This window comes from Pseudomonas sp. 11/12A (assembly GCF_000800055.1).
In the GTDB taxonomy this organism is placed as follows: Bacteria; Pseudomonadota; Gammaproteobacteria; order Pseudomonadales; family Pseudomonadaceae; genus Aquipseudomonas; species Aquipseudomonas mohnii.
In genome coordinates this window covers 3,007,654-3,023,825 of the sequence record NZ_JUGV01000001.1, presented here as the reverse complement: position 1 = coordinate 3,023,825, position 16,172 = coordinate 3,007,654, and the positions used below count along the sequence as shown (strand labels likewise).

The following is a 16,172-nucleotide window of genomic DNA, read 5'->3' as shown; positions in this document are numbered from 1 at the left end:
TGTTGCGTGCGGCTGGAGTCAGTGCCTGATCAGGCAACGGCTTTTTCGGGACGGGCCTGCACGGCGCAGGTCGTCGGGTGCTTGACCAGGGACTTGAACGTCTTGTTGTCGGCGTCCAGGGCGTCGATCGAACCGGTCCCGATGTCGTAGACCCAGCCATGCAGATTCAGCCGGCCTTTTTCCTGGGCCAGGCGCACGCTCGGGTGGGTCTGGATGTTGGCCAGTTGAGCGATGACATTTTCACGCACCATCGAACTCACTTTGGCGGCTTCATCTGCGTGAGGGCGCGACTCATTGATGACTTTGGCCGATTCGGAATGTTGCAACCAGCCGGCCACGGCTGGCAGGTGATCCATGCATGTGCACTTGGCGACGGCGGTCATGGCACCGCAATCGGAATGGCCGCAGATCACGATATCGGTCACGCCCAGCACGGCCACGGCGTATTCGACAGTGGCCGACACGCCACCCGGGTGCGGGCTGTAGGACGGCACAATGTTGCCGGCATTACGAATGACGAACAGCTCACCGGGTTCTTGCTGGGTCAGCAGCTCCGGTACCACGCGGCTGTCGGAACATGTGATGAACAACGTGCCTGGGTGTTGCGTGGTGGCCAGGTGTTTGAACAGGTCCGTCCGTTGTGGAAACGCTTCCTTTTGGAACTTCAAAAAACCTTCGATGAGCGCTTTCATGATGCGTACCTTTCATTGATTGCGTGATGATTGAGTGACGATCAGTTGGTACAGCCGGCACCGATCACGTTGTATTCCAGCGTTCGGGTATCGCCGTGGGAATCCTTGTAAGTCATCTGCACGGGCGTCGGACCGCAGACATCCGCGGCCGGGGTGATGTTGATCACTTTGGCGATATCCAGATGCATGCCGTAGGCATAGGGAACGGCTTCTGGTGCGACCACCGGTCCCTGTGCGTAGGCTGACAGCGAGGCCGTCAGGGACAGGGCGAGAAACAGAATTTTTTGCATGACGAGTCCTCCATTCCAATGGGCTGATTGATAGAAGCGGGTTCGGTCGGTTTTGAAGCGGGCCCACAAAGGCTGCGGGCCGAATGACAGGTCCGGTTAGATCCTTAGAAAGGACGCAGTGGCAGGAACTTGCCGTCGAGGGTGATCACCGCACGGTGGCCGCCTTCCGGGTCTTCGACTTTCTTCATGTCCAGTTTGAAGTTGATGGCGCTGATGATGCCGTCGCCGAACTGTTCGTGAACCAGGGCTTTCAAGGTGGTGCCGTAGATCTGGATCATCTCGTAGAAGCGGTAGATGGTCGGGTCGGTCGGCACACCCGACAGGCTGCCGCGCAGCGGGATGATTTGCAGGCGGGCTACCGAATCGGCGTCCAGGTCCAGTTTCTTGCCGATCACGTTCGCCGCGTTTTCTGGCAGCGGGTGCTGACCGAGCAGAGCGGCGGTGACGTAAGCCAGGCCAAGGCCGGTGCCTTCAACCAGGTCCTCGAAGGACAGGTTTTTGCGAGCCTTGGCGTCCAGAATTTTGGCGGTCAGTTCGAGGCTGGTGTCGTTGTAAGCGTGAGACTGTTGCATGGTGAATCTCCTGTCGGGGTTGCTGGTTGGGTGTTGCTTGGGTGTGAAACAATCTTCTGTCGTTTGTTCGATAGGGTCCAAGACCGATATGCAATCCTTTGCATAGGTCTTGCCTATAGTTGCCGGTCGGAGTGCGCGCTGCTGTTGGCCCCGCACCGAGGCGAATGCGTGAAGGTGTGGATCGCGGGGAAAAAGCCGGAAAACGCACGCGCCCAGTGGGTTTGTATTGCTGTGTATCTCCAGTGTCGCCAGCGACCTCGGCATACAAAAACCGGTCAGTCGGACATGTGGGAGATACACCGTTGACTCGAAATGGACTCACTGCATGAGCGAAACCCGCCTCGGCGTTTACCGTGCACTGACCGGAGAAATTCAATGCCTCGTTTCAATACCCATAAGACGCTCGGCAGGTTTGCTGCCGCCCTGGCCGCCGCCGTGTCCCTTTGTGCATTCGCGGGGATGTCACAGGCTGAAGCGGCTCACGAGACGTCTGCGGCGAAAAGCTGGCAGACAGGCCTGCATCGCACGGATCTGGTGAAACGTGATCTGGGCGTTTCCGACCGCGAAGTGATCCAGGTCCGCGTTGACTTCGAGCCGGGGGTCGCAGCACCCAGGCATTCGCACCCCGGTGTGGAAGTGGCTTACGTCATCAGTGGCACCTTTCAGTATCAGCTCGAGGGGCAGCCACCGGTGACGCTCAACGCCGGTGACTCGCTGTACATTCCGGAAGGAACCGCCCACACCGCGACGAACATCGGCACGACCGCCGGTTCGGAACTGGCGACCTACATCGTCAAGAAGGACACTCCGCTGGTTGTTTTGCAAAAATAAGCGGCCTGCGCCAATTGCCTGGCGGGCACGACCTCCAGGCAACCGCCACGGGCCAATTTGAGCGCTGGCGAAGGGAGCGTCAGGAAGAAAAAGCCGGCCTTCAAGGCAGCCGAAAATTACCCAGTCGAGAGAAACAATGGTTCAATCCCGGCCAACCCATAAGTACAAAAAAATCAGGAGTCATTGATGCAACCGATCCGTCTCGGTCTGGTGGGCTACGGCAAGATTGCCCAGGATCAACATGTTCCAGCCATCAACGCCAATCCCGCGTTCCAGTTAGTGTCGGTCGCCACGCAAGGGCGGTCCTGCGCCGGGGTAGAGAACTTTCAGTCCCTGAGCGAGTTGCTCGAACGCGGCCCGCATGTCGATGCGATAGCGTTTTGCACGCCACCCCAAGGGCGATTCGCTCTGGTCCGACAGGCGCTGGCCGCAGGCAAACACGTTCTGGTGGAAAAACCGCCATGCGCCACGTTGGGCGAAGCGATGGCATTGGTGGATCAGGCCGAGGAGCAAGGGGTCAGCGGACTGTTCGCCTGGCATTCACGCTATGCGCCCGGCATCGAAGCCGCCCGTGACTGGCTGGCCACCCGAACCCTGCAAAGCGTGCAGATCGACTGGAAGGAAGACGTTCGCAAATGGCACCCCGGCCAGGCATGGATCTGGCAACCTGGTGGCCTGGGCGTCTTCGATCCGGGCATCAACGCCTTGTCGATTGCCACCCATCTGCTGGCGCTGCCGCTGTTCGTTGAGTCAGCCGAACTGCGAGTCCCCGCAAACTGCCAGTCGCCCATCGCCGCTTCCATCAAAATGTCTGACGCGCGCCACCTCGATGTTCGCGCGGAGTTCGATTTCGACCACGGACATGACGAGCTCTGGAGCATCGAGATTCGTTGCACCGAAGGTATCCTGCGACTGGACAACGGGGGGGCGCGCTTGAGTATTGATGGCGTGCGCCAGGCCGTGTCGGAGGAGGGCGAGTACGCGGCGGTGTATCGACATTTTCAGCAGTTGATTGCCGACAAAGCCAGTGACCTGGACCTCCAGCCGCTGCGACTGGTGGCCGACAGCTTCTTTGTCGGCAGCCGGACGGAGGTTGAGCCGTTCTTTGACTAGCGGCCGCCAGCCGTTACCGTGATAAAGCTTCCACGCCGGACGGTTTGCGACTGGCGTTTGCCTCGTGCAAGACAGGTATGTCCGTTGCTGGGCGATGGGCTGATTTCCTCGCCCTGAATGTCTGGCATCGTCGCATGCCCCGGTGTGAACACTGTCGGGCATGCGCAACGTTCACCGCAGTCAGAGTGAGTAGCTGATCGCCTGTCCAAGGTTATTGTCCTGCGTGCCAGCGATCAGGTGCAGTGGCACATGCTGCTGCGCATCCACGGACTGGATTTCGATACTGCCCACCACATGGAGCTGTCGCTCACTCAGTCCGGTCGACTCTTCTTCCTTTGCCTTGGCCATTCTCGCGTGGTTCGCTGCGATTTCATTGAGAGTTGACACGTTACATCTCCGGTGACTGACCAAGCGTATCGCTGGCGTCCTTAAGCGTTGAATTGAGGCGCAGCCGCGTCAGAATTATGTCGTTCTGGGGTGCTACGTCGGGCCTTTGCAAACCCTAAGCCAGACAGGGGGCCCAGGTGTCGTTCCGTTTTCATTTACGACGAAAGGTTGCCTTGGCCACTCGGCGCAGGACCACACTATCGGTACTTGATGACGATCCCTTTAAGCTTGCGCCCCTCAATGGTCTGTACATCGCGAGCCCATAGTGGCCCGTTGACATAAGCGCCCACCGGTTGAATATGGTCATAGACCACCACCACCGCATCGCCCCCGAGCTTGGCCGCCTCATCCCGCAGTTTTTCTTCTACCTGGGTGATGGGGGGCGCGGGATCGACGCTGGCGTCAATCAATATTTCACCCAATCGAACATGCGGGCGCAGCGGCTCGGTACGCAGTACGACCACTTCACTGGGCAGTGTTGGCGCGGGATGCTCGACGCCGACATAAGCGGTCGTTTGGGCGTCGACGGTTGCGCACCCGCCGAGAGCCAGCAGGGTGGCGATGAGCCCGCCAGCCAGAAGCGACAGTTTCAACCGTGTGGACCATGACAGGTCATGGACTGGCATAGGGGATCCTCCGAAAGGTCGCTGCTATGCGGGTGACTATTTGACGGTAGCAGACGGCCCGAGAGTTGCCAGCAAGCCCAACCTTTGCCGGTCGGGCTTTTTCATGCCTTGAGCATCGCGATCAGCAGGGCGTGCTCACTGATCCTTTTCGCAGTTGACCATCCATGACACGCCAAAACGGTCCACCAGCATGCCAAAACGGGCCGCCCAAAACGTGGCATCCAGGGGCATTTGCATACTGCCGCCCTCCGACAGTGCGGCGAAGACCCGCTCGGCCTCGGCGATGCTGTCGACGTTGAGGGAAATCGAGCAACCGCTCATGTCGTCCACCGGGCGATCGGGCGTGGTGTCCGAGCCCATGAGCACTTGATCGCCCACCAGCAGGCGGGTGTGAATGATCAGGTTGTGCAGGTCTTTGGGCATGTGTTCGCCGGCAGGGGTTTCACCGAAAGTCATCATGGCTTCGATCTGGCCTTGCAGGCTTTGGGCGTAGAAGGTGAACGCGGCTTTACAGTCGCCATTGAAGATGAGGTAGGGATTGATTTTCATGGTTCGGCTCCCGGTCATTGAAGGTGCGCATCGGATTGGACGTTGCGTTCGACGGCAAAATTCCGATGGCATTGACCCGGCAAGCAAAGCGCTAAATCGTGGCGGGAGCCTGGATTTTTTTAGATGTTTTCTCGATAGACGAGGCCAGGCTTATTGCCTCGCTCGCGCGGCGTGGCGCCAGCAGGCGTTCGATGGCGCCGCTCACCATGCTTTCCAGAAGCTCGTCGTGCTCGCGCTCATCGAGTGTGTGCGAGGTCAACCAGGTGGGCGCACTGTTAAGCAGCGCGGCAATGGCGTGCCCGGCCGCCAACTGGCCCGCCTCACTGAACCGCGAGCGCGCGCCGAGCATCAGCAGCAACTTGCGCTCGTATTGCTCGCGCAAATGCTGAACCCGTACCTGTTGCTCTTCATTCAGGCAGCCGCCGTCGCGCTCTGCCAGACGAAAATGCCATGGCATGTCGCGATGCAGGTTCAAGTGCGCGCGGATCAGATTGTTGAGTCGATCACGCCTGGCCGGGGCTTTTTTCTCGATACGGCCGAGGGTGGCCAACAGCTCTTCGTAGAACTCCTCGATCAGATCGAGCAGCAAGTGCTGTTTGCTCGGGTAATGGTGATACAACGAGCCTGGGGAAAGCCCCAGGCACGTGGCGAGCTCACGCATGCCGACCTGACCGAAACCTTTGCTGGCAAAGAGCTCCAGCACCTTGTCCCGGTATTCGGCGAAACGCGAGCAACGCTCAGGCATAGGCATGGAAGCCGCGCCCCGTTTTGCGTCCCAGGTAACCGGCGGCGACCATTTCCTTGAGCAGCGGCGCCGGACGGTATTTGCTGTCGTTGAAGCCTTCGTAGAAGGCTTCCATGATCGCCAGCAGGGTGTCCAGGCCGATCAGGTCCGCCAGAGCCAGCGGGCCGATCGGCTGGTTGCAGCCCAGGCGCATGCCGGCGTCGATGTCCTCGGCGCTGGCCAGGCCTTCCTGCAACACCAGGATGGCTTCGTTGATCATCGGCACCAGAATCCGGTTCACCACAAAACCCGGACGGTTGCCGGCGGTGATCGCGGTTTTGCCAAGTTTGGTCGCCATTTCCAGTGCCAGGGCATGGGTGGTGTCGCTGGTCTGCAGGCCGCGGATGACTTCGATCAGGCCCATCACGGGCACCGGATTGAAGAAGTGCAGGCCGATGAAACGCTCAGGCTGGCTGACGCTGGCGGCGAGTTGGGTGATCGACAGTGACGAGGTGTTGGAGGCGATCGCGCAGTCGGCGCTGACCTGGGCTGCGATCTGTTGCAGCACTCGCAGTTTCAGATCGAGGTTTTCGGTCGCCGCTTCGATCACCAGTTGCGCGCCTTTCAGGCTGGCGTATTCGGTGCTGGTGCGGATCTTGTCGAGGGCGGCGAGTTTTTGCTCCGGCGTCAGGGTTTCCTTGGCGACCTGCCGATCGAGATTTTTGCCGACAGTGGCGAGGGCTTTTTGCAGCGCGCTCTCGGAGATATCGATCAAGGTCACGCTGAAACCGGCCAGGGCGCAGACTTGCGCAATACCGTTACCCATGGTGCCGGCGCCGATCACGCCAATGTTTTGCAGATTCATCTTGCCGTCCTTCCAGTCAAACCTTGCGATACCTTGGCCGCCGTGATTGCCGAAGGCGTACTATTGGCCCGGAGTCTAGAGCTGGCAGGGCGGTTGTCCTATGCCGAAACTGTTCAACGGCACTGATGTTTTTTGCCATTTCGGGTGATGGGGAGAGAAGCGTTCACATGCGGGAAAAGGACTCAGTGGCCGCCTACTTCGTACAGGCAATGCTCCACGGGATAGGGGACGACCCGCAGCGGGTGCGGGCCGTGCTTGAGCAGGCCGGCATCGATCCGGCGGTGATCCGGCAGCCCATGGCGCGGGTGCCGGCCAATGCGTTTGCGGCTTTGTGGCTGATCCAGATCCGCGAGTTGAACGACGAGTTTTTCGGACTCGACTCCCATGGCATGCCACCGGGCGCTTTCGCCCTGATTTGTCGGGCATTGATTCAGGAACCCGACCTGCACAAGGCCATGCGCCAGTGCCTGGTCAATTTCGGTCTGTTCCTGCGCGACTTTCGCGGCACCCTGACCGTGCGCGGCAAACGCGCCGTCATCAGCCTTGACAGCCATTCGGCCAACGAAGACGCCAGCCGCTTCGGCGAAGAAACGTACCTGGTGCTGATGATCAGTCTGCTGTGCTGGCTCGGTGGCCGGCGCATCCCGATCGACCGTGCCGACTTTCGCCACAAGCGTCTGCCGCTGAGCGATGACCGACTGCTCTGGGGGCCGAATCTGACCTTTGGCGTCGAGCGCACCGAAATAGAATTCGCCAGTCACTATCTGCGTCTGCCAGTGGTTCAGGACCTGGCTTCGCTCAAAGTGTTCCTGCGCACCGCGCCGCAATGGCTGGTGATCCGCTTCCGCAACCAGCATGGCCTGGCGTCCCAGGTGCATCAGCGTTTGCGCAGCAGCCATTACAGTGATTGGCCGACCCTGCAGGCCTTCGCCCTCGAACAGCATTTGAGCCCCAGCACCTTCCGCCGAAAACTCGAGCGTGAAGGGTGTTCCTATCAAGAGATCAAAGACGAAGTACGGCGTGCCGTGGCGTTCGAGCAATTGCGTGAAAGTCGGGCAAGCATCAGCGACATCGCCGAACAGCTGGGTTTTCAGGAACCGAGTGCGTTCCACCGCGCGTTCAAGAAGTGGACGGGGGAGAGCCCGGGGCGCTATCGGGCCCGGTATCAGGGGGAGCGGGCCGGCACTTCAGTGGAGTCCGATGCGTGAGCGCCTTGCTGATTCGCTTCACCTCACTGCTCGACCAGGCCCGACGTGCCCTGCTGCTGGTCTGGGGTACCTCGCGCGGGTTGTTTCTCGGCCTGGTGCTGGCGACGCTGATTGCCGGCGTTCTTCCAGCGCTCGCGGCCTGGTTGGGGCAGCGCATCGTCGACGCCGTGGTGTTCGCCATGCAGTTGCATGCGCAACAGGGCAGTGCGCCGTTGTGGCCGGTGGTGCGTTATGTGCTGATGGAGGCGGGTGTGTTGGCATTATTGTCCGCCACCCAGCGCGCGCTGTCGGTCCAGCAGTCGCTGCTGCGCGTGCAGTTGGGGCAGAAGGTCAACACGATGATTCTGGAAAAGGCCCAGACATTGTCGCTGGTGCAGTTCGAGAATTCTGAGTTCTACGACAAGCTGGTGCGGGTTCGCCGCGAAGCCTCGACCCGACCGTTGGCCCTGGTGATGAAGTCGTTGGGGCTGATCCAGAACCTGATCGTGTTGATCAGTTTTGGCGTGCTGCTGGTGCATTTTTCGCCGTGGGCGCTGGTGCTGTTGGTGGTCGGGGCGCTGCCGGTGTTCTTTGCCGAGGCGCATTTTTCCGGAGACGCCTTTCGCCTGTTTACCCGCCGTGCGCCAGAGAGTCGGCAACAGACCTACATCGAGACGCTGCTCTCCCACGAGGGCTACATCAAGGAGGTCAAACTGTTCGGTTTCGCGCCGCTGTTGTTGCAGCGCTATCGCGATACGTTTGCCCGTCTCTACGCCGAAGACCGGCGCCTGACCCTGCGCCGCGATGGCTGGGGATTCGTTCTCGGCTTGCTGGGCACCGGGGCGTTTTATCTGGCGTATGCCTGGGTGGTGGTCGATGCCGTGCACGGCAGCATCAGCCTCGGACAGATGACCATGTACCTGGTGTTGTTCAAACAGGGTCAGACGGCGGTGAGCAGCAGCCTGAGCGCCATCAGCGGTCTGTACGAAGATGGCCTCTACCTCTCGAGCCTCTACGAATACCTGGCCGAACCCGTGGTGGTCGACACGGGCCACCTCACCGTCGGTGCGGTGCCCGGCGATGGCTTGCGTTTCGAGAATGTCGGTTTTCGTTACCCGGGCGCCAGTCGTGCGGCGCTGGAAGGCATCGATCTGCACCTTGTCCCCGGCCACAGCCTGGCGCTGGTGGGGGAGAACGGTTCGGGCAAGACCACACTGATTAAACTGTTGACCCGCTTATACCGGCCCGATCAGGGGCGCATCCTGCTTGATGGCAGCGACCTGCAGGCCTGGGAGGAGGACGCATTGCGTCGGCGTATCGGCGTGATTTTCCAGGATTACATTCGCTACCAGTTCTCCGTCGGCGAGAACATCGGCGTGGGCGATACCCTGGCGTTCGACGATCAACAGCGCTGGCAGGAGGCCGCTGCCGAGGGCATGGCCGCGCCCTTTATCGAGCGTCTGGATCGCGGCTATGCCACGCAACTGGGGCGCTGGTTTGCCGGTGGCCAGGAGCTGTCCGGCGGGCAGTGGCAGAAAATCGCGTTGTCCCGCGCGTACATGCGTCGCGATGCCGATATCCTGATTCTGGACGAGCCGACCTCGGCGCTCGATCCGGCGGCGGAAGCCGCGGTGTTCGAGCATTTCAGCCAGCACACCCAGGACCGCATGACCTTGCTGATTTCTCACCGTTTTTCCAGCGTGCGCAACGCCGATCACATCATCGTCCTCGATCAGGGGAAGGTGCTCGAGCGCGGCGATCATGAGCATCTGCTGGCCCAGGGCGGGCGCTATGCGCAGTTGTTCGATCTGCAGGCAAGGGGTTATCGGTAACCCTCAGGAATCCTGCGCGCCTCGCGAAGTTGCCGGCCCGGCGATTTGTGGTTTTGCTTTCATCAAACTGTCGAGTGCCTGGCGATACTGCCTGCCGCCCAGGCTCATGCTGTTGTTGTGCGTACCGCCGGGGATCAGCAACAAGCGCTTGGGTTCGTTGGCCGCATTAAACAACTGCTGGCTGAATCGCGACGGCATGAACGGGTCGGCCAGGCCATGGACCACCAACAACGGCATGTCGATGTCGACGATCTTGTCGATGGAGTCGAACTTCTGCGACAGCAGCCAGCGCACCGGCAGCCAGTTGACCGGCAGGTTGTTGTCGGCGACTTCCGCCACCGCATCGCCCAGCGAGGTGAAGGTGGATTCGATCACCAGGCCGCGCACCGGCACCGCAACATGATCCTTTTTCGCCTGCGCGGCCAGGTCGGCGGCGAGGTCGATGGCCACCGCGCCGCCCAGTGAGTGACCGTAGATCAGACGCTTGCCGGCATCTGGCTGCATGGCCGTGAAACGCTCCCACGCGGCCCGGGCGTCTTCGTAAACGCTGGCTTCCGATGGCAGGTCACCGTGGCTCTGGCCGAACCCTCGGTAATCGATGGCCAGCACCGAATACCCCATGGCGCGCAATTGCTCGATGCGAAACGCCTGGCCGGTCAGGTTCCAGCGCACGCCATGCAGGTAGAGGATTGCCGGCGCATCGCGGCGCGCCGCTGGCCACCACCAGGCATGCAGGTTCTGCCCGGCCTTGAAGCTGGCGGACTTGATATCGAACTCCTGAACGTCCCCCGGCAAGCCGCGATACCAGCCGGCCGTGCCCGGTTCGATGCGAAACAGCAGCTCGCGCTCTTTGTACTTGAGTGCGCCACAACTCACCGGCAGGCCGACAAGCAGCGCGGCCATGCACAGCAGCGGCAGCCAGCGTGGGCGCAAACGGGTGAGAAAAGCAGAGGGCATCGGGTGGTCTACCGGCACAGACATTAAGTGCGCGTTTTAGCAGATGTGTGCCGGCAACAGGAATAATTTCGACTTGTGGGGGCGAGCTTGCTCGCGATGAGGCCGTGACATTCCACATTCATGTCAATTGCCAGGCCGCTTTCGGGAGCAGGCGTGCGCCCACAGGGATTTGCGCGGGTATCAATCCACACGCAGCACGATCTTGCCAATGTGATCGCCACCTTCCATGCGCGTATGGGCTTGGGCCGCATCGTTGAGTGCATAGACCTGATCGATCATTGGCCGGCATCGCCCGGCGGCGAGCACGGGCCAGACGTACTCATGCAGTTGTTCGGCGATCGAGGCTTTTTCTTCCCGAGTGCGTGCGCGCAACAGCGAGCCGGTGATCACCGCGCGCTTGCCCATGATCGCCAGCAGATCGACGTCCCTGGCATGAGCGCCACCGAGAAAACCGAGCATCACCACTCGGCCGTCCATGCCCAATGCCGCGATGTTCTGGTTCAGGTACGAACCGCCCATGATGTCGAGGACGACATTAACCCCCTGGCCGGCGGTTTTTTCCTGAATGACCTGGACGAAGTCCTCATCGCGGTAGTTGATCGCTTCGGCCCCCAATTGACGGATCGCCGCACACTTTTCTTCGCTGCCCGCGGTGGCGAATGCCTTGACGCCGAACTCGCGGCACAGCATCAGCGCAGTGGTGCCGATGCCGCTGGTGCCACCATGAATCAGCGCTCGCTGGCCTTTGCTGGCGCCGCCCATGTCGAACAGATTGGCCCATACCGTGAAATAGGTTTCCGGGATCGCTGCCGCTTGCACCCAGTCCATGCCCTCGGGAATCGGTAGCGTCTGGCTGGCCGGGACCGCGCAATACTGGGCATACCCGCCACCGTTGGTCAGTGCGCAGACTTTGTCGCCGACCATGAAGTCACTGACTCCTGAACCGATGGCGACCACTTCACCGGCCACCTCCAGCCCCGGAATCGGGTTCATGCCGGGTTTCATCGGGTACTTGCCGGCGCGTTGAAGCACGTCAGGACGATTGACCCCGGCGGCGTGCACGCGGATCAGCACTTCGCCGGGGCCCGCCACAGGCAAGGGTACCTGGCGCGGTTGCAGGACTTCGGGTGCACCGGGCTGGGTGATTTCAATCTGGGTCATGGTTTGGGGGAGGGTCATGTTTGTTACCTCTCAGGAATTGAAACATTTGAATAACTGTAGGCGCGAGCTTGCTCGCGATGGCGGTTTGGCAGGTGCGATCAATGTTGAAGGTGTCGACCTCATCGCGGGCAAGCGCGGTCCCGCATGGGGGCTGTCTGGTTCACGCAACGGTCGGTTTGATGCAGGCAGCCTCTTTCGGTTGGCCCGATAAACGCACCGCCAGTTCCAACAGCAATGCAACGACGATAGCCCCGGCCGCGATCACGAACATCAGTGCGTGATGGCCGCCACTGGCGTTGAACAGCGCCGAGTAGGCAAAACCGGCGATGGCCTGGAAGGTGGCAAAGGACACGGTGGCGCGACTCCAGGCGATCTGCTGCTGGTGATGTCCGGGAATCAGTTCGTGAACCCGCGCCAGAGCCAGTGGCACGATGCCGGGCGGGAACGAACCGAGGATCACCGCCAGCAAGGCCAGTGCCCAAAAAGCGCTGGAGATCGACAGCAGGCCAACGGCAATCGCTTGCACTGCCAGCACCAGTCGAATGCTCAATTTCGCCCCCAGTTGATCGGCCAGAAAGCCGTAGCTCACCGGTCCGACAATCGCCCCGAGGCCGTACATCACCCAAATCAGCGCGCCGACATGTTGCCCGGCCCCCAGCCCGCGGGCCACGTAGTCCACCAGGAATACCATGGCCGGCACCAGCCCGGCCGCCATGAACGCGTACTGGGCAAACAACAGGTAGACACTCGGGTTTGTCGCCGTTGACGCGCTATCGGTCGGCGTGGTCGCCAGCGCATGGGGCGTGGCCGATGGCCAGCCGAACCAGCTGACCGCAGTCAGGACCAGCGCCAGCACGCCCAGGCCGAGCCAGGTTTGTTGCAGGCCCAGGCTCAGCAGTGGCGGAACGATCGTCCCCGACCCGGCGATGCCCAGGCCGATCCCGAGAAAGATCGCGCCACTGGCCAGGCCTTTGCGCGAAGCCGGCACATGCGGCAACACCGTTGCCGCCACCAGCACCATGATCGCGCCACCGGCAATGCCGGACAGCAAGCGCCAGGCGAAAAACCAGCTCACCGACAACGGAAAGGCACAGGCGAAAAACGCCAGGGTCACCGCCAGCATCATCAGGCGCAGCGCAGTGTTGTTGGAGGTGCGCCGAGCCAGCGGGTGACCGATCAGCGCGCCGATCAGGTAGCCCACCAGATTGGCGGCGCCGAGAAATACCACGTCACTGGCGCTGAACCAGTGGGCCTGGATCAGCGAAGGAATCAACGGTGTGTAGGCAAAACGCGCCAGACCGATGCTGACCAGGCTGGCGCAGAGGCCGGCGAAGATCGGCATCCAGATTGCGCTGCGCGGGGCAGGGGTGGGAGATGAGGCGTTGAGCATGAGCTTTGTCCTGTCGGGTTACTCTGGAGGCCAGCATATCGGGGTTTTATGATGCAATAATGCTGCGATTTCACGTTGCAGCGATGCGAATATGCATCATCTGGGGAGGGACCTTATGAACTGGGATGACGCACGGGTATTCCTCGCGGTCTGCCGCGAATCCACGCTGCGCGGAGCCGCGCGGGTGCTGGGAGTGGATCAGGCCACCGTAGGGCGGCGAATCACGGCGCTGGAGAAGTCCTTGAGCGCAACGTTGTTCTTGCGTACCTCCGAAGGCTATGCCCTGACGGCGGTAGGCGAAGCAGCGATGCGCGCGGTGGAGAAAATGGAGCTTTCGGCGCTGGAACTGGAGCGCCGAATCCAGGGCCTCGATGATCGGCTCACCGGCACCGTGCGCGTCACCACCACCGATTCCCTGGCCATCGACTTCCTGATTCCGGCGGTCGCCCGCCTGCATCAATTGCATCCTGATGTGCGGGTGCAACTGGACGCCTCGACACAAATCCTCAGCCTGGCCAAACGCGAAGCCGACATCGCCGTGCGCAATACCCGGCCGGATAACCCCGACCTGATCGCCCGGCGAATCGCCCGCTGGCCCGTGGGCCTGTTCGCCTCACAGGATTATGTGGACGCCCACGGCGTGCCGGAGCCGGGAGCGGCCTTCGAGGGGCATGATCTGGTGGTGTATCAGCCTTATTTGCAGGCCGGCAAAGACATGAGCCTGGTCAACGAGCCCTTGGGGCGTGGGCGGATCGTCGCCAGCCTGAGTTCCAGTCTGTTGGTGCGCCGCTCCATCGCGGCAGGCGTCGGGCTGGGGGAGGTGCCGGTGTACTTGGGGGAGAGGGACGGGCTGGTCAGGTTATGGCCCGAGCGGACGCGGCCGCTGCCCTATGACGTCTGGCTGGTGACCCACGCGGACTTGCGGCATACCGCCCGGGTGCGGGCGGTGATCGATGAGATTGTCGCGGGGTTTGCAGGGACAGGGGAATAAACGGTGGCCAGGGAGCAAGCTCCCTGGCCTTACAGTTGGTGTTCAAGGCATTTCTGGCAACTCTTGCGGACGCAGATCGAACACCAGGACTTCGGCATCCACGCCGTTGCTCAAGGTCAACAGCTGTTCCTCGCGAACCCGTACGCCATCGCCTTCCTGCAACGACAAACCGTTAAGTTCGACACTGCCACGAGCCACGTGCACGTAGGCATAGCGGTTGGCGGCCAGTTCCAGGGTCGCACTTTCCTTGCCATCGATCAGTCCTGCGTACACCCGCGCATCCTGACGCACCTTCAACGAACCCTGGGCGCCGTCGGGGGAGATGATCAGCTGCAGGCGACCGCGTTTTTTCTGCGTGCTGAAGTGCTCCTGTTGGTAGCGTGGCTTGGCGCCGCTGACGTCCGGCACGATCCAGATCTGCAGAAAGTGCACCGGCCGGCTGTCCGAGTGATTGAATTCACTGTGCGCCACGCCGCTGCCGGCACTCATCAGCTGCACGTCGCCGGGGCGGATCACCGAACCGGTGCCCAGGGTGTCCTTGTGTTCCAGCGCGCCTTCGAGCACATAGGAGAAAATCTCCATGTCGCGGTGCGGGTGCTGGCCGAAGCCTTTGCCGGCCGCCACGCGGTCGTCGTTGATCACCAGCAGGTCGGAGAAACCTTGCTCCCGCGGGTTGCGGTAGTTGGCGAAGGAAAAGGTATGGAACGACTTCAACCAACCGTGATTGGCGGCGCCGCGTTCCGAGGCTTTGCGAAGGGTCAGCATGATGAAATCTCCTGTGGGGACGTTGATTCGTCCGAGTGAGGAGAAGGTTAATATTTACTCGTTGATGCAATAAGTAGATGAAAATTGAAATACTGTCCCTCTCAGGTTGACAGTTTTGCGAAATGAATCACCGACGTTCGCCGGGAATTTGGCCATAATGCTCAGCACACATTTTTAATGCCGGGCGCGAACCCTGTGGACTTGCTCCTGCGGGTTCGATGCGCTGGCCTTCCTTGATTTCAATGATGATTCAAACCCATGAAAACCGTGGCAATGGTGCTGTTCCCCGACTTTCTCCTGCTCGATATGGCCGGGCCGATGGAGGTATTTTCCATTGCCAACCGCTATCTCAAACCCGCTGACCACTATGTGCTGACGACCATTGGCACTGAACCCGGCGCACTGCGGGCGTCCAATGGCGTGAAGGTGCAGGCCGACCAGCCTATCGACCAGGCCTGTGACGGCTTTGATTTGCTGCTGGTGCCCGGCGGCCCCGGTGCCTACAACGAAAAACATCCGCCCTTGCTCGAGTGGCTCAAGCACAACGTCAGTCGATCCCGAACCTATGGCTCGATCTGCACCGGGGCGTTTGTGCTGGGCCATGCCGGTCTGCTCGACGGCTTTCGCGTGACCACCCACTGGCACTACACCGAGCGCCTGATCAAGGGCTTCCCCAGGGCCACCGTTGAGACTGACCAGATTTACGTCCAGGACCGCAACCTCATCACCTCTGGAGGCGTGACCGCGGGCATCGACCTGGCGCTGGCGGTGGTCGCTGAAGACCATGGCAAGAAAGTCGCCCAGGACGTGGCCAAGGTGCTGCTGGTGGTGATGAAACGCCAGGGCGGTCAGGCACAGTTCAGTCCGTTGATGGCGGCGGTGGCCCCCCATGAAACGGCCATCACCCGGGTGCAGAACCATGTGCTCGAACACCTCGACGAAGCCTTCAGCATCGAGCGCATGGCCAGTCTGGCCAGCATGAGCCCACGGCATTTCGCCAGGGTGTTTGCCCGGGAAGTCGACATGACACCCATGGAGTTTCTACAAAGTGCCCGCATCGACCGTGCCCGCAACCTCCTGGAAACCGGCGATTTACCGCTCAAGACCGTGGCGTTCAAGAGCGGCTTTGGCAGCGTGCGACACATGCGTTTTCTGTTCAGTGAAAAGCTTGGCCTGACCCCGACCCAGTACCGAGAGCAGTTCAGCTAGCCCGTGTCCGTCGCGCGCACCGTAATGGCCG

Annotated in this window: 18 protein-coding genes; 6 read left to right on the top strand and 12 right to left on the bottom strand. The window is 61.1% G+C overall.

The features are described from left to right. Window positions 1–29: 29 nt before the first annotated feature. The 3 genes from GQ39_RS13895 to cynS form a co-directional block, all read right to left on the bottom strand. Window positions 30–692, bottom strand: a complete 663-nt coding sequence (locus tag GQ39_RS13895) for a carbonic anhydrase (protein WP_047530778.1) — start codon at window positions 690–692, stop codon at window positions 30–32. A gap of 41 nt (window positions 693–733) precedes the next feature. Continuing rightward, entirely contained in the window at window positions 734–982 is a 249-nt protein-coding gene (locus tag GQ39_RS13890) for a DUF2790 domain-containing protein (RefSeq protein ID WP_047530776.1), read from the bottom strand. Window positions 983–1,086: 104 nt separating this feature from the next. Further along, complete coding sequence (cynS, locus tag GQ39_RS13885) at window positions 1,087–1,554, bottom strand: cyanase (RefSeq protein WP_047530774.1); 468 nt, start codon at window positions 1,552–1,554, stop codon at window positions 1,087–1,089. A 375-nt stretch (window positions 1,555–1,929) separates the two neighbouring features. Here cynS and GQ39_RS13880 point away from each other — a divergent pair, with 375 nt between their 5' ends. Together GQ39_RS13880 and GQ39_RS13875 are read left to right on the top strand one after the other, a co-directional pair. After that, window positions 1,930–2,385: a cupin domain-containing protein gene (locus GQ39_RS13880; RefSeq protein ID WP_047530772.1), complete on the top strand. Its 456-nt coding sequence runs from the start codon at window positions 1,930–1,932 to the stop codon at window positions 2,383–2,385. A 186-nt stretch (window positions 2,386–2,571) separates the two neighbouring features. After that, on the top strand, window positions 2,572–3,498 hold the full coding sequence (locus GQ39_RS13875; RefSeq protein ID WP_047530770.1) for a Gfo/Idh/MocA family protein: 927 nt from the start codon (window positions 2,572–2,574) through the stop codon (window positions 3,496–3,498). Window positions 3,499–3,678: 180 nt separating this feature from the next. Here the strand turns inward: GQ39_RS13875 and GQ39_RS13870 are convergent, their stop codons facing one another. From GQ39_RS13870 to GQ39_RS13850, 5 genes are all read right to left on the bottom strand, one after another. After that, window positions 3,679–3,885: a hypothetical protein gene (locus GQ39_RS13870; RefSeq protein WP_047530768.1), complete on the bottom strand. Its 207-nt coding sequence runs from the start codon at window positions 3,883–3,885 to the stop codon at window positions 3,679–3,681. Window positions 3,886–4,082: 197 nt separating this feature from the next. Beyond that, entirely contained in the window at window positions 4,083–4,511 is a 429-nt protein-coding gene (locus GQ39_RS13865; protein ID WP_047530766.1) for a hypothetical protein, read from the bottom strand. 135 nt (window positions 4,512–4,646) lie between these two features. Then, a complete protein-coding gene (locus tag GQ39_RS13860; protein WP_047530764.1) occupies window positions 4,647–5,060 on the bottom strand; it encodes a VOC family protein in 414 nt (137 codons plus the stop codon). A 91-nt stretch (window positions 5,061–5,151) separates the two neighbouring features. After that, entirely contained in the window at window positions 5,152–5,811 is a 660-nt protein-coding gene (locus GQ39_RS13855; protein ID WP_047530762.1) for a TetR/AcrR family transcriptional regulator, read from the bottom strand. Next, the gene (locus GQ39_RS13850; protein ID WP_047530760.1) at window positions 5,798–6,649 is read right to left on the bottom strand and encodes a 3-hydroxybutyryl-CoA dehydrogenase; all 852 of its coding nucleotides are present in this window, start codon (window positions 6,647–6,649) and stop codon (window positions 5,798–5,800) included. The genes GQ39_RS13855 and GQ39_RS13850 overlap by 14 nt, the downstream gene beginning before the upstream one ends. 167 nt (window positions 6,650–6,816) lie before the next feature. Here GQ39_RS13850 and GQ39_RS13845 point away from each other — a divergent pair, with 167 nt between their 5' ends. Both GQ39_RS13845 and GQ39_RS13840 read left to right on the top strand, forming a co-directional pair. Beyond that, the gene (locus GQ39_RS13845; protein ID WP_047530758.1) at window positions 6,817–7,857 is read left to right on the top strand and encodes an AraC family transcriptional regulator; all 1,041 of its coding nucleotides are present in this window, start codon (window positions 6,817–6,819) and stop codon (window positions 7,855–7,857) included. Next, window positions 7,854–9,668: an ABC transporter ATP-binding protein gene (locus tag GQ39_RS13840; protein ID WP_047530756.1), complete on the top strand. Its 1,815-nt coding sequence runs from the start codon at window positions 7,854–7,856 to the stop codon at window positions 9,666–9,668. The genes GQ39_RS13845 and GQ39_RS13840 overlap by 4 nt, the downstream gene beginning before the upstream one ends. Before the next feature lie 3 nt (window positions 9,669–9,671). Here the strand turns inward: GQ39_RS13840 and GQ39_RS13835 are convergent, their stop codons facing one another. The 3 genes from GQ39_RS13835 to GQ39_RS13825 form a co-directional block, all read right to left on the bottom strand. Beyond that, window positions 9,672–10,625, bottom strand: a complete 954-nt coding sequence (locus GQ39_RS13835) for an alpha/beta hydrolase (protein ID WP_047530754.1) — start codon at window positions 10,623–10,625, stop codon at window positions 9,672–9,674. Between the two features lie 180 nt (window positions 10,626–10,805). Next, entirely contained in the window at window positions 10,806–11,804 is a 999-nt protein-coding gene (locus GQ39_RS13830; protein ID WP_047530752.1) for an NAD(P)H-quinone oxidoreductase, read from the bottom strand. A 142-nt stretch (window positions 11,805–11,946) separates the two neighbouring features. Further along, the gene (locus tag GQ39_RS13825; protein ID WP_047530751.1) at window positions 11,947–13,176 is read right to left on the bottom strand and encodes a YbfB/YjiJ family MFS transporter; all 1,230 of its coding nucleotides are present in this window, start codon (window positions 13,174–13,176) and stop codon (window positions 11,947–11,949) included. 115 nt (window positions 13,177–13,291) lie between these two features. On the opposite strand from GQ39_RS13825, the gene GQ39_RS13820 reads away from it, so the two are divergent. Continuing rightward, window positions 13,292–14,167, top strand: coding sequence for a LysR family transcriptional regulator (locus tag GQ39_RS13820; RefSeq protein ID WP_047530749.1), 876 nt, complete (start codon window positions 13,292–13,294; stop codon window positions 14,165–14,167). Between the two features lie 42 nt (window positions 14,168–14,209). Here GQ39_RS13820 and GQ39_RS13815 read toward each other — a convergent pair whose 3' ends face one another. Beyond that, window positions 14,210–14,932, bottom strand: coding sequence for a pirin family protein (locus tag GQ39_RS13815; RefSeq protein ID WP_047530747.1), 723 nt, complete (start codon window positions 14,930–14,932; stop codon window positions 14,210–14,212). Between the two features lie 258 nt (window positions 14,933–15,190). Between GQ39_RS13815 and GQ39_RS13810 the strand changes: the two genes are divergently transcribed. After that, entirely contained in the window at window positions 15,191–16,141 is a 951-nt protein-coding gene (locus GQ39_RS13810; protein WP_047530745.1) for a GlxA family transcriptional regulator, read from the top strand. Window positions 16,142–16,172: the final 31 nt, after the last annotated feature.